This window comes from Streptomyces sp. NPDC057280 (genome assembly GCF_042668605.1).
GTDB lineage: Bacteria > Actinomycetota > Actinomycetes > Streptomycetales > Streptomycetaceae > Streptomyces.
On record NZ_JBHUYR010000005.1, the window covers coordinates 31807 to 44019 of the forward strand.

Annotated in this window: 12 protein-coding genes; 8 read left to right on the plus strand and 4 right to left on the minus strand. The window is 72.4% G+C overall.

Annotated features, from left to right (window positions below; translation table 11 throughout):
- Positions 1-16: 16 nt before the first annotated feature.
- The 4 genes from dpgB to ACFUO4_RS27680 all read left to right on the plus strand — a co-directional run bounded on the left by dpgB (position 17) and on the right by ACFUO4_RS27680 (position 3677).
- Entirely contained in the window at positions 17-679 is a 663-nt protein-coding gene (gene dpgB, locus ACFUO4_RS27665) for an enoyl-CoA-hydratase DpgB (RefSeq protein WP_383489865.1), read from the plus strand.
- Positions 679-1977 (plus strand): (3,5-dihydroxyphenyl)acetyl-CoA 1,2-dioxygenase DpgC, encoded by a 1299-nt coding sequence (gene dpgC / locus ACFUO4_RS27670; RefSeq protein WP_383489868.1) that lies wholly within the window; start codon positions 679-681, stop codon positions 1975-1977. The genes dpgB and dpgC overlap by 1 nt, the downstream gene beginning before the upstream one ends.
- Positions 1974-2786 carry an enoyl-CoA-hydratase DpgD gene (dpgD, locus tag ACFUO4_RS27675; protein WP_383489871.1) on the plus strand — a complete coding sequence of 271 codons (813 nt, stop codon included), beginning with the start codon at positions 1974-1976 and terminating at the stop codon, positions 2784-2786. Before dpgC ends, dpgD begins: the two co-directional genes overlap by 4 nt.
- An 81-nt stretch (positions 2787-2867) precedes the next feature.
- The gene (locus ACFUO4_RS27680) at positions 2868-3677 is read left to right on the plus strand and encodes an alpha/beta fold hydrolase (RefSeq protein WP_383489874.1); all 810 of its coding nucleotides are present in this window, start codon (positions 2868-2870) and stop codon (positions 3675-3677) included.
- Between the two features lie 19 nt (positions 3678-3696).
- Here the strand turns inward: ACFUO4_RS27680 and ACFUO4_RS27685 are convergent, their stop codons facing one another.
- Entirely contained in the window at positions 3697-4605 is a 909-nt protein-coding gene (locus tag ACFUO4_RS27685) for an aminoglycoside phosphotransferase family protein (RefSeq protein ID WP_383490730.1), read from the minus strand.
- A gap of 6 nt (positions 4606-4611) precedes the next feature.
- Between ACFUO4_RS27685 and ACFUO4_RS27690 the strand changes: the two genes are divergently transcribed.
- Together ACFUO4_RS27690 and ACFUO4_RS27695 are read left to right on the plus strand one after the other, a co-directional pair.
- Complete coding sequence (locus ACFUO4_RS27690; protein ID WP_383489877.1) at positions 4612-5265, plus strand: rhomboid-like protein; 654 nt, start codon at positions 4612-4614, stop codon at positions 5263-5265.
- Positions 5266-5274: 9 nt separating this feature from the next.
- Entirely contained in the window at positions 5275-6681 is a 1407-nt protein-coding gene (locus ACFUO4_RS27695; protein WP_383489880.1) for an NAD(P)/FAD-dependent oxidoreductase, read from the plus strand.
- Positions 6682-6741: 60 nt separating this feature from the next.
- Here the strand turns inward: ACFUO4_RS27695 and ACFUO4_RS27700 are convergent, their stop codons facing one another.
- Together ACFUO4_RS27700 and ACFUO4_RS27705 are read right to left on the minus strand one after the other, a co-directional pair.
- Positions 6742-8235, minus strand: coding sequence for an MFS transporter (locus ACFUO4_RS27700; protein WP_383489883.1), 1494 nt, complete (start codon positions 8233-8235; stop codon positions 6742-6744).
- Between the two features lie 59 nt (positions 8236-8294).
- Positions 8295-9275: a zinc-binding dehydrogenase gene (locus ACFUO4_RS27705; protein WP_079306970.1), complete on the minus strand. Its 981-nt coding sequence runs from the start codon at positions 9273-9275 to the stop codon at positions 8295-8297.
- Between the two features lie 193 nt (positions 9276-9468).
- Between ACFUO4_RS27705 and ACFUO4_RS27710 the strand changes: the two genes are divergently transcribed.
- A complete protein-coding gene (locus ACFUO4_RS27710) occupies positions 9469-10146 on the plus strand; it encodes a pentapeptide repeat-containing protein (RefSeq protein ID WP_383489887.1) in 678 nt (225 codons plus the stop codon).
- Between the two features lie 10 nt (positions 10147-10156).
- On the opposite strand, the gene ACFUO4_RS27715 is transcribed toward ACFUO4_RS27710, so the two are convergent.
- A complete protein-coding gene (locus ACFUO4_RS27715) occupies positions 10157-10657 on the minus strand; it encodes a hypothetical protein (protein ID WP_079306967.1) in 501 nt (166 codons plus the stop codon).
- 59 nt (positions 10658-10716) lie between these two features.
- Between ACFUO4_RS27715 and ACFUO4_RS27720 the strand changes: the two genes are divergently transcribed.
- Positions 10717-12117, plus strand: a complete 1401-nt coding sequence (locus ACFUO4_RS27720; protein ID WP_383489891.1) for a M1 family metallopeptidase — start codon at positions 10717-10719, stop codon at positions 12115-12117.
- The last annotated feature ends 96 nt before the right edge of the window (positions 12118-12213 follow it).

Consider the following 12213-nt stretch of genomic DNA (forward strand, 5'->3'; position numbering starts at 1 on the left):
AACAGGAGAGAGTGCAGTGAGCGACCTGAGCGATGTGACGACACTGACCGTCGACGGCTCCCAGCCGCTGTCGATCAAGGCCATCAAGGACGTCACCGTCCTGTGCGACACGGTGGAGGACCGGGGCGGGGCCGTGGTCCTGCGCGTCGCCGGCGCCCCCGCGCCGGGCTGGACCGACGGGCTGGACGTCGCCCTCGTCACCAAGTGGGAGCGGGTGCTGCGGCGGCTGGAGCGGCTGCCCGCGGTGACCGTCGCGGTCGCGACCGGCGACTGCGGCGGCACGGCCCTCGACGCCTTCCTCACCGCCGACATCCGGATCGCGACCCGCAGCAGCCGGCTGCTCCTGCCCTTCGAGGGCGAGGCCACCTGGCCCGGCATGGCCGTCTTCCGGCTCGCCCGCCTGGCCGGTGCCGCGCGCGCCCGCCGAGCCGTCCTGTTCGGCCTGCCGATCCAGGCCCCCGAGGCGCTGATGCTCGGCATCGCCGACGAGCTGACCGAGACGCCCGACACCGCGGCGGCCGCCACCGTACAGCGCCTGGAGGGCCTGTCCGGCAAGGAGATCGCCCTGCGCCGCCAGCTGCTCTTCGACGCGGCCACCACCAGCTTCGAGGACGCCCTCGGCCCCCACCTGGCCGCCTGCGACCGGTCCCTGCGCCGCGCCGCCGAGGAGGCGGCCTGATGGGCGGGACCGGCGACGGGACACAGGAGTGGCCGGCGCTGACGGAGGCCGCCGAGCAGGTGGACAAGACGCTCGCGGCCCTTCCGGAGCCGACCCGCCGTACACCGCGCCAGCGTGAGGAGGCCGAGGCGGCGAAGAACCGGGCCCGCGCCCTGCGCGCCCGCTTCCTCGACGCGCACGCCGACACCGTCTACGACCGCCTCACCGCAGGACGCACCCGCCACCTGCGCCTCGCCGAACTCGTCGAGGCCGCCGCGACCGCCTACCCCGCACTGCTGCCGGACGTCGACCGCCTCGCCCAGGAGCGGAGCCGCCCGCAGGCCGACAAAGAGGGCCACGAGATAGACCAGGGCATCTTCCTGCGGGCCGTCCTGCGGTCGCCCACGGCCGGCCCGCACCTCCTCGACGCCATGCTGCGGCCCACGGCCCGCGCCGAGGGGCTCCTCGCGGAGTTCCGGCGCACCGGCGTCGTGGAGCTGGAAGCGGTCCGTCTGGAACGCCGGGACGGCGTCGCACGGCTGACGATGTGCCGGCACGACCGGCTCAACGCCGAGGACAACCAGCAGGTCGACGACATGGAGACGGCCGTCGACCTGGCCCTCCTCGACCCGGACGTGCGGGTCGGGCTGCTGCGCGGCGGGGAGATGAGCCACCCCCGCTACCGCGGCAAGCGGGTCTTCAGCGCCGGCATCAACCTCAAGAACCTCAGCTCCGGCGACATCTCCCTGGTCGACTTCCTGCTGCGCCGCGAACTGGGCTATCTCCACAAGCTGGTCCGGGGCCTGCGCGTCGAGGGTGCCGACGCCCCATGGCACTCGCCGCACGTCGAGAAACCCTGGGTCGCCGCCGTCGACGGCTTCGCGATCGGCGGCGGCGCCCAGCTGCTGCTGGTGTTCGACCACGTCCTCGCCGCGTCCGACGCCTACCTCAGCCTCCCGGCGGCCAAGGAGGGGATCATCCCCGGCGTGGCCAACTTCCGCTTCAGCCGGTACGTCGGGCCCCGGCTGTCCCGCCAGGTGATCCTGGAGGGCCGCCGCATCTGGGCCACCGAGCCCGCGGCGCGGCTGCTGGTCGACGAGGTCGTGGACCCGCAGGAGCTGGACGACGCCGTCGAGCGGAGCCTGGCCCGCTTCGACGGGGACGCGGTGCTCGCCAACCGGCGGATGCTCAACCTCGCCGAGGAACCCGCCGACGCGTTCCGCGCCTACATGGCGGAGTTCGCCCTCCAGCAGGCGCTGCGGCTCTACGGGGAGGACGTGATCCACAAGGTCGGCAGGTTCGCGGCGAGGTCCGCGTGAGCGCCGCCGACCGACCCCGGGTGCGGTACGAGAAGAAGGACCACGTCGCCCACGTCACCCTCGACCGGCCCGAGGTCCTGAACGCGATGGACCTGCGCATGCACGAGGAACTCGCCGAGGTCTGGGACGACGTGGAGGCCGACGACGACCTCCGCGCGGTCGTCCTGACCGGCGCGGGCGAGCGGGCCTTCTCCGTCGGCCAGGACCTGAAGGAACGCAGCCGCCTCGACGGCGCCGGCGTCCCGCGCACCACCTTCGGCAGCCGGGGTCTGCCCGGCTGGCCGCGGCTCACCGAGCGGTTCACCCTGTCCAAGCCGGTGGTGGCGCGGGTCAACGGCTACGCCCTCGGCGGCGGCTTCGAGCTGGCGCTCGCCTGCGACCTCGTCATCGCCTCGCACGACGCGGTGTTCGCCCTGCCCGAGGCCAGGCTCGGCCTGGTCCCGGGGGCGGGCGGCGCGTTCCGGCTCGCCCGCCAGCTGCCCCTGAAGACCGCGATGGGGTACCTGCTCACCGGGCGCACCATGGACGCGGCGACCGCACTGCACTTCGGACTCGTCAACGAGGTCGCCGACGCCGAGGAGGGCGACCTGGACCGCCGGGTGACCGCCTGGACGGACGACCTGGTCCGCAGTGCGCCCCTGTCGGTGCGGGCCATCAAGGAGTCCGTGATGCGCTCGCTCGACCAGCCGCTGGAGGAGGCGTTCGCCACCCGCTACGTGTGGGAGGAACGGCGCATGCACAGCGCGGACGCCGTGGAGGGCCCCCGGGCCTTCGCGGAGAAACGCGCCCCGGTGTGGTCCGGCCGCTGAGCCGGAGGACCCGGTCCGTTCTCCGTCCTCACGGCCCCGATCTTCTGAACTCCTGATTTCCGACGGCGGAAGGACATGCCGATGCCGATCGCGCACGTCAACGGGATCGACCTCAGTTACGACGTCCACGGCCCGGCCGGCCGGGCGGCACCCGTGGTGATGCTCGCCGGCACCGGCGGCCCGGGACGGATCTGGCGCAGCCATCAGGTCCCCGCCCTCAGGGCGGCCGGCCACCGGGTGATCACCCTCGACAACCGGGGCATCCCGCCGACGGGACCGTCCCCCGGCGGCTTCACCCTCGCCGACATGGCCGACGACGTCGCCGCCCTGATCGAGCGTCTGGGGATGGGCCCCTGCCAGGTCGTGGGCCACTCGCTGGGCGGTCTGATCACCCAGGAACTCGTGCTCGCCCGGCCCGAACTCGTCAGCCGCGCCGTGCTGATGGCCAGCTGCGGACGGGCGGACGCGCTGATCGCCGCCATGGCGGCCGCCGACATCGAACTGGCCGACAGCGGCGTCAAGATCCCGCCCTCGGTGACCGCGTACCAGCACGCCCTGCAGAACCTGTCACCCCGCACCCTCAACTACGAGGACGGGCTGCGGGACTGGCTCGGCATCTTCGAGGTGTCCGCGCCCGACCCGTCGACGATCCGCTCCCAGCTCGGCCTCGAGGTCATCCCGAACCGGCTGCCGTACTACCGCTGGATCACCCGCCCCTGCCTCGTCATCGGCTTCCAGGACGACCTGGTCGTCCGTCCGCACCTGTCGCGGGAACTCGCGGAGGCCATCCCGGGCGCCGAGTACACGGAGATAGCCGGCTGCGGCCACTACGGCTATCTGGAGCGGCCCGACGCCGTGAACGAGGCCCTCCTCGCCTTCCTCGCCGACTGAACGGCTCCCGGCGGACGGCTCAGGCGTCCCGCAACCGCCGGGCGATCTCCAGCTGCTGCGCGTCCATCGGGCGGCCGTCCTCGGTCTCCCACAGCGAGGTCTGGAGCACACGTCCCAGCGTCCACGCCCGCGCCCGTGCCCGGTCGAGACCCAGTACGTCGGTCATGGCGTCGAAGCGCCGGATGACGTCGTCGGCGTCGAAGCGGTTCCACAGAGCGGGCAGCAGGTCGAAGCCCGGGTCGCCGGCGAGGGGCTTGGGGTCGATGGCGAGCCAGTCCGCGCGGTCGGCGCCGAGGACGTTGTCGTAGTGCAGGTCCCAGTGCAGCAGCCGGTCGCCGGGCTCGTCCGCGACCTCCCGTACGGCGGCGGCGCAGTCGCCGACCAGCCTGCGTGCCTCCGGGTCGGCGATCCGCTCCAGTGCCCGGGGCGTCCGCTCCAGCATGGCCCGCGTGATGTCGCCGAGCCGGCGCATGCCCGCCGGAGCCGGAAAGGCCGTCAGGTGGGCGAGGAGGCGGGCGATGACGAGGACGGCCTCGTGGGTGCCGGGGACGGAGGACAGCATCCGGTCGGGGTCGAGGCGTTCCAGGAGCAGGGTGCCGGTGGTCTCGTCGTGGTCGAGGAGGCGTACCGCTCCGTCGCCGTCCCAGACGCGCAGGGCGACCGGCTCGCCCGCGCTCTCCTCGTCGAGGAATTGCAGCTTCAGGACGGCTCCGCTGCCGTCGGCCCGCAGGACGGGCAGGACGAGGGCCGCGACACCGTGCATGGCGTCGCCGTCCGGCCGTAGGTCCCACTCCGCCAGGAAGCGCTCCGCCCGCTCCGGCAGCCCGGCGATGAACGCCCGCCCCGCCGCTCCGTTGAACTTCTCCTGCGCCGCCGCGAGTCCCTCCGGGATGTCGATCACGCGCCGAGCGTATCGACGTGGGTAAATCGGCTCATGGGAATGACCCGGGGCCCGCACAGGGTGTGGACGTACGTGCGCGGCGCGCCCGGCACGTACATCTGGCTGGCGGTCCTGTTCGTGACGACGGTGGCGCTGCATCACATGTCGCCGGACTTCGAGGCGGAGTTCCTGCGGCAGCGTTCGACGAACATCCGTGAGCTGTCCGGCAACCCGGTGCGGGTGCTGGTGTCCAGCGCGATGTGGATCGACGGCGGACGGTGGTTGCCGTACGCCGTCCTGTACTCCGTCATCCACGCGCCCGCCGAGCGCTGGCTGGGGACGGCGCGCTGGCTGGCGGTGTGTGCGGCGGCACATGTGCTGGCGACGCTGATCAGCGAGGGCGCGCTGCTGTGGGGGATCCGGCACGGGATGGCGCCGGAGTCGGCGGTGAACACGCTCGACGTCGGGGTGAGTTACGCGCTGGCCGGGGTGGCGGCGGTGCTGGCGTACCGGATTCCGGTGCCCTGGCGGCCGCCGTACGCCGCCGCCGTGCTGATCGTCTACGGGGTGCCGCTGGTGACCGGGCGGACCTTCACCGACCTCGGGCACTTCACCTCCGTGTTGATCGGGTTCGCCTGCTATCCGCTGGTCAGGGGCCGTGCAAAACCACGAAATCCGAAGGAGACAGCGGCGGCCGCGCAGGGTTAACGTCCCGGCATGAGCAGCTCGGCCACCGCCGTCGTGAACGGCGGCATCTCGTTCTGGTTCGCCGACGACGGTCTCCCCGCGGTGCGGGAGCCGCTGACCGGGGACGCCACGGCGGACGTGGTGATCGTCGGCGGCGGGTACACCGGCCTGTGGACGGCGTACTACCTGAAGAAGGCCGCCCCCTTCCTGCGCGTCACCGTCCTGGAGCAGAAGTTCTGCGGGTACGGCGCCTCCGGCCGCAACGGCGGCTGGCTCTACAACGGCATCGCCGGCCGCGACCGCTACGCGAAGCTGCACGGCCACGAGGCGGCGGTGCGCCTGCAACGGGCGATGAACGACACCGTCGCCGAGGTCGTCCGGACCGCGGAGGCGGAGCGCATCGAGGCGGACATCCACCAGGGCGGGGTGCTCGAAGTCGCCCGCACGCCCGCCCAGTTGGCCCGGCTGAAGGACTTCCACGCGCTCGAGCTGTCGTACGGCGAGAAGGACCGCGAGCTGTACGGCGCCGGTGAGACCGCCGAGCGGATCCGGGTGGCGGACGCGGTCGGTTCGACCTGGACACCGCACGGGGCGCGGCTGCACCCGGTGAAGCTGGTCAAGGGGCTGGCCGCGGCCGTCGAGGCGCTGGGCGTGGTCATCCACGAGCGGACGCCGGTGACGGAGATCCGGCCGAAGCACGCGGTGACGCCGTACGGCATGGTCCGCGCCCCGTACGTCCTGCGCTGCACCGAGGGGTTCACGGCGAGCCTGAAGGGGCAGCGGCGGACCTGGCTGCCGATGAACTCGTCCATGGTGGTGACCGAGCCGCTGACGGCCGAGCAGTGGGCGTCGGTCGGCTGGGACGGCCGGGAGGCGCTCGGCGACATGGCGCACGCGTACATGTACGCGCAGCGCACCGCCGACGGGCGGATCGCGCTGGGCGGGCGCGGGGTGCCGTACCGCTTCGGGTCGCGGACGGACAACGACGGACGGACGCAGACGGCGACGGTCGAGGCGCTGCGGGAGATCCTGGTCGGCTTCTTCCCGTCGCTCGCCGGGGTCGCCGTCGAGCACGCCTGGTCGGGGGTGCTGGGGGTGCCGCGCGACTGGTGCGCGACGGTCACCTTGGACCGGGCGACGGGGCTGGGGTGGGCCGGGGGGTACGTGGGGTCGGGCGTGGCCACGACGAACCTTGCCGGGCGGACTCTGTGTGACCTCGTCCAGCTGGACTCCGGGCAGGGTGGGCGGACCGAGCTGACCTCGCTGCCGTGGGTTGGGCACAAGGTGCGTAAGTGGGAGCCGGAGCCGTTGCGGTGGCTCGGGGTGCAGGGTCTGTACGCGACTTATCGGGCGGCTGACCGGCGGGAGAGTGCGTCTGATGCGGCGACGTCTTCGAAGTTGGCGCGGGTTGCGGATCGGGTTTCGGGGCGGCACTGAGGGGTGTTGGCTGCGGGCCGGTGGGGGCTTGGCGCGCAGTTCCCCGCGCCCCTAGGTGAGCTATGCCGCCGTTTGTGACAGGGGAGCCGGTGTCTCTGCTTCCCGCCCGGCGGGCTTCGTTGTCACCATCAGGGCCGCCACCAGCCCCGCCAGCAGCATGATGCCCGCCGCCCACCAGATCGCGACCGTGTACCCGTGCACGACCGCCTCCTTCGCGACCAGGTCCTGGTCGGCGCCCCTGGTCAGATGGGCCGTGAGATAGGCCGTGCTGCTGGTCGTGGCGATCGTGTTGAGCAGGGCCGTGCCGATCGAACCGCCCACCTGCTGGGAGGTGTTGACGGTGGCCGAGGTGACGCCGGAGTCCTGCGGCGCGACGCCCGCCGTCGCGGTGGCGAAGACCGGCATGAAGGTCAGGCCCATGCCGAGGCCCATGAGGAGCAGGGCGGGCAGGATCTGCGTCGCGTAGTCGGAGTGGATCGTCATCCGGGTCAGGATCAGCATGCCGCCCGCGGCCAGGACCATGCCGGGAGCCATCAGCAGCCGGGGCGGCACCCGGTCCATCAGACGGGCCGAGATCTGGGTGGAGCCGACGATGATCGCGGCCGTGAGGGGCAGGAAGGCCAGGCCGGTCTTGACGGGCGAGTAGGCGAGGATCACCTGCAGGTAGTAGGTCATGAACAGGAACAGGCCGAACATGCCGATGACGGCCAGGCCCATCGTCAGGAAGCATCCCGCACGGTTGCGGTCCTTGACGATGTGCAGGGGGAGCAGAGGAGAGGGGGCCCTGTTCTGCCACCACACGAAGACCGCCAGCAGGACCACACCCCCTGCGAGGAGCCCCAGGACCAGCGGGTCGCTCCAGCCGCGCGGCTCCGCCTCGCTGAAGCCATAGACGATGGCGACGAGGCCGCCGCAGCCCAGCAGCACGCCGGGCACGTCGAGGCGGGCGCCCGCGTGGCCGGGACGGTCGTGCAGGAGGGCGAGGGCGCCGAAGACGGCGATGACGGCGATGGGGACGTTGACGTACAGGCACCAGCGCCAGTCGAGGTACTCGGTGAGCAGTCCGCCGACGATGAAGCCGATGGCGGAGCCGGACCCGGCGAGGGCGCCGTAGATGCCGAAGGCCTTGCCGCGTTCCTTCGGGTCCGTGAAGGTCGTCGTCAGCAGGCTCAGCGCGGACGGGGCCAGGACGGCGGCGAACACGCCCTGGAGGGCGCGGGCGCCGAAGAGCATGCCGGAGGTCTGCGCGGCGCCGCCGAGCGCGGAGGCGGCGGCGAAGCCGACGAGGCCGATGACGAAGGTGCGCTTGCGGCCGACGAGGTCGGCGATCCGGCCGCCGAGCAGGAGAAGGCCGCCGAAGGCGAGGGTGTAGGCGGTGATCACCCATTGCCGGTTGCCGTCGGACATGCCCAGGTCCTCCTGCGCGGAGGGCAGGGCGATGTTCACGATGGTGGCGTCGAGGACCACCATCAGCTGGGCGAGAGCGATGATCACCAGGCCCCACCAGCGGCGCGGGTCGGCCTGATCGGGTTCACCTGTTCGGGTGACACTCACCCCGCCAGAAGACCATGAATCGGGACGTATCGCATCTGCGACGGGTGTCTTGCGGTTGCTCATGGTTCGAGTACGACCTTTCCGGTGGTGGCGCGTGTCTCCAGCGCCCGGTGCGCGGCGGCGGCCTCGGCCAGCGGGAAGCGCTGCACGGCCGGGGTGAGGCGGCCCGCGGCGGCCTCGGCGAGGGCGCGGAGCTCGAGGGTCTGTACGGGGTGGGGGCCGCCGGCCTTCCGCATCATCACGGGGCCGAGGACCTGCTCGGAGACGCCGTCGACGAGGTAGGGCCCGCCGCCCTGGATGCCTTCGGCGGACCAGCCGAACACGACGTGCCTGCCGCCGGGGGCGAGGAGGCCGACGGCCTCGCGGGCGACGCTGCCGCCGACACCGTCGAAGACGACGGTGACCTTGTCGCCCCCGAGGTGGGCGCGGACCTTGTCGGGCCAGGCCGGGTCCTTGTAGTCGACGGCGAGGTCGGCGCCGTTGGCCTCGACGCGGGCGGTCTTCTCGGGGCCGCCGGCGAGGCCGACGACGGTGGCGCCGGCGTTCTTCGCGTACTGCACGAGCAGGGTGCCGATGCCGCCGGCGGCGGCCGGGACGAGGGCCACGGAGTCGGGGCCGAGCTCGGCGAACTGGAGGATGCCCATCGCCGTACGGCCCGTCCCGATCATGGCGACGGCCTCGGCGAAGTCCAGGTTGCCGGGGATCTCGTGGACCCGGTCGACGTCGGTGACGGCGAGCTCGGCGTATCCGCCGGGCGCGAACCCGAGGTGGGCGACGACCCGCTTGCCGAGCCAGAGCTCGGCCACCCCCTCGCCGAGGGACTCGACCACGCCGGCGACCTCGCGGCCGGGGATCGTGGGCAGGCTGGGAAGTTCGGGCAGCGGGCCCTGGGCACCCTCGCGCAGAGCGGTGTCCAGGAGGTGGACCCCGGCGGCCCGTACGGCGACACGGACCTGGCCCGGGCCGGGGCGGGGATCCTCGGTCTGCTCGAAGGTGAGGTTCTCGGCCGGACCGAAGGCGTGCAGGCGGATGGCGTGCATGAAGGGCTCCCTGGACGGTTGCTGTCTAGGCCCCCAGCCTTCAACCTCAAGCATGCTTCAGGTCAAGGGCGTTAGGGCCTGGGGCCTGTCCGGCGGATCAAGTCGCGGGAAAGGGGGCGACGGTGAGGGACGTCCTGCCAGGTCAGGGCGTTGGTGTCGGGGCGTTGTCAGTGGCGGGGTGCAGCATGGGGGAATGGCGAGCAGAGCGGCGGGCGGGACGGGTGTGAAGGGCGCGCGGCGACCGGAGGTGCGGTTGCCGGCGTTGGAGGCGTTCGACGGGGGTGCGCTGGAGCCGGACGGGGACTACGACGGGCTGGAGTTCCGGGAGCTGGACCTCGCCGGGCAGGACGGCGGGGGCGCCCGCTTCATGGACTGCGCGCTGACGGGCTGCGCGCTGGACGGGACGCGGCTGAGCCACGCGCGCTTCCTGGACTCGGTGCTCACCGGCGTCCGGGGCGTCGGCACCGACCTGTCCGACGCGACCCTGCGGGACGTCGAGCTGGTGGACGCCCGGCTGGGCGGCGTGCAGGTGCACGGGGCGGTGCTGGAGCGGGTGGTGATCCGCGGCGGCAAGATCGACTACCTGAACCTGCGCACGGCCCGCCTGAGAGACGTCGTCTTCGAGAGCTGCGTACTGGTGGAGCCCGACTTCGGAGGCGCCCGCCTGGAGCGCGTCGAGTTCATCGACTGCGCGCTGAAGCACGCGGACCTGACCGCGGCGACCCTGACGGACGTCGACCTGCGCGGCGCGGTCGAACTGGACATCGCGCGGGGCGTGGAGCGGTTGGCGGGGGCGGCGATCAGCACAGCCCAACTGATGGACCTGGCACCGGTGCTGGCGGCCCAGATGGGGATCCGGGTGGAGGGCTGACGGCCCCGGCTCAGCTCACCCGGGGGAACTTCGCCTGCAGACTCCAGATCGCCGGGTTCTCGCCCAGGTCCTCGTGGAGGTCGATCAGGTCGGCGATGAGGTCGTGGAGGAAGTCGCGGGCCTCGCGGCGGAGTTCGGCGTGGGAGAAGGTCAGCGGGGGTTCCTCGGCCGGCATCCAGTCCGACTCGATGTCCACCCAGCCGAAGCGGCGCTCGAAGAGCATGCGGTCGGTGGACTCGGTGAAGTCGAGCTCGGCGTGCTGGGGACGGGAGGCACGGGAGCCGGCCGGGTCGCGGTCGAGGCGTTCCACGATGTCGCACAGCGCCCACGCGAAGTCGAGCACCGGCACCCATCCCCAGGCTGTGGACAGCTCCCGGTCCGCCTTGGTGTCGGCGAGGTAGACGTCCCCGCAGAACAGGTCGTGCCGCAGCGTGCGGACGTCCACCCGGCGGTAGTCCGTCTGGGGCGGGTCGGGGAAGCGGTTGGAGAGGGCGTAGCCGATGTCGAGCACGTACGAGATGGTGTCACGCCGCCGGGGCCGGGACCTCGGCGCGCCATAGGATCGCTGACATGTCCAGATCCGTACGCCTTGTCCCGGCCTGTGTCGCCGCCCTCACCGCCCTCGCCCTCACGGCCACGGCGTGCAGCGGCGGCGGTGCCGGCGTGCAGGGCACCCCGGGCGGGGCAGGGCTCCGGGACCCGTACTTCCCCAAGGCCGGCAACGGCGGCTACGACGTCGGCCACTACGACCTGCGGCTGTCCTACGACCCCGGCACCGAACAGCTCTCCGGCACCGCCGCCCTCACCGCCCGGGCCACCCAGGACCTGTCCGCCTTCGACCTGGACCTGAAGGGCCTGGACGTCGGGAAGGTCACCGTCGAGGGCAGGGCCGCCCGCTTCAACCGCACCGGGCAGGAACTGACCGTCCGCCCCCACGACGACCTCGACGACGGCGAGACCTTCGAGGTGGAGGTCCGCTACTCCGGCACCCCGCGCACCCTCACCGACGCCGACGGCTCCCACGAGGGCTGGCTGCGCACCGCCGACGGAGCCGTGGCCCTGGGCGAGCCGATCGGCTCGATGACCTGGTTCCCCGGCAACCACCACCCCTCGGACAAGGCGTCGTACGACATCACGGTCACCGTGCCGGAGGGCCTGGAGGCCGTCTCCAACGGGGAGCTGCGCGGCGAACAGACCCGCGACGGACGCACCACCTTCTCCTGGCACACCGCCGAGCCCATGGCGAGCTACGTCGCCACGCTCGCCATCGGTGACTACGCCATCCGCCGGTCCACCGCGGGCGGCGTACCGGCCTACACGGCCGTCCAGGAGGGCGAGAGCGCGAAGGCCCTCGCCCGGCTGCCCGAGGTCATGGACTGGGCGGAGACCAACTTCGGCCCGTACCCCTTCTCCTCCACCGGCGCGATCGTCGGCGGCGAGGACGACGCCGAGTACGCGCTGGAGACCCAGAACCGGCCGTTCTACCCGGGCGCCCCCGACACCGGGCTGCTCGTCCACGAGCTGGCCCACCAGTGGTTCGGCGACTCCGTCACACCGAAGAGCTGGCGGGACATGTGGCTCAACGAGGGGTTCGCGACCTACGCGGAGTGGCTGTGGGAGGAGGACGAGGGCGGCGACAGCGCCCAGGACACCTTCGACGAGCTGTACGAGGAGGGCGAGGACGAGTACCCGGACCTGTGGGCCTTCCCGCCGGCCGAGCCCACGAGCGGAGCGCACATCTCCGACGACCCCGTCTACCAGCGCGGCGCGATGGTCCTCCACAAGATCCGGCAGACGGTCGGGGACGACACCTTCTACGACATCGTCCAGGGCTGGACGTCCGGGCACCGGCACGGCAACGCCGGCACCGACGACTTCACGGCCTACGTCGAACAGCAGGCGCCCGACGAGGACTTCGACGCGATCTGGGACGAGTGGCTGTACGGAGAGGGCAAGCCCGCACGGCCGTAACGGTCTCCACATGGCCACAGAACGATCCCAAGCGGTCGGAAACGGGCACCTTGCGCAGGGGCGCCCCGCGCGCGCATCGGTATACCTAGGGTGAGC

What these genes read in the sequence shown, in the direction of transcription:
- dpgC (WP_383489868.1), top strand. Translation starts at nt 679, where the DNA reads ATGGGCGGGACCGGCGACGGGACACAGGAGTGGCCGGCGCTGACGGAG.
- ACFUO4_RS27680 (WP_383489874.1), top strand. Translation starts at nt 2,868, where the DNA reads ATGCCGATCGCGCACGTCAACGGGATCGACCTCAGTTACGACGTCCAC.
- ACFUO4_RS27690 (WP_383489877.1), top strand. Translation starts at nt 4,612, where the DNA reads ATGGGAATGACCCGGGGCCCGCACAGGGTGTGGACGTACGTGCGCGGC.
- ACFUO4_RS27695 (WP_383489880.1), top strand. Translation starts at nt 5,275, where the DNA reads ATGAGCAGCTCGGCCACCGCCGTCGTGAACGGCGGCATCTCGTTCTGG.
- ACFUO4_RS27705 (WP_079306970.1), bottom strand. Translation starts at nt 9,275, where the DNA reads ATGCACGCCATCCGCCTGCACGCCTTCGGTCCGGCCGAGAACCTCACC.
- ACFUO4_RS27710 (WP_383489887.1), top strand. Translation starts at nt 9,469, where the DNA reads ATGGCGAGCAGAGCGGCGGGCGGGACGGGTGTGAAGGGCGCGCGGCGA.
- ACFUO4_RS27720 (WP_383489891.1), top strand. Translation starts at nt 10,717, where the DNA reads ATGTCCAGATCCGTACGCCTTGTCCCGGCCTGTGTCGCCGCCCTCACC.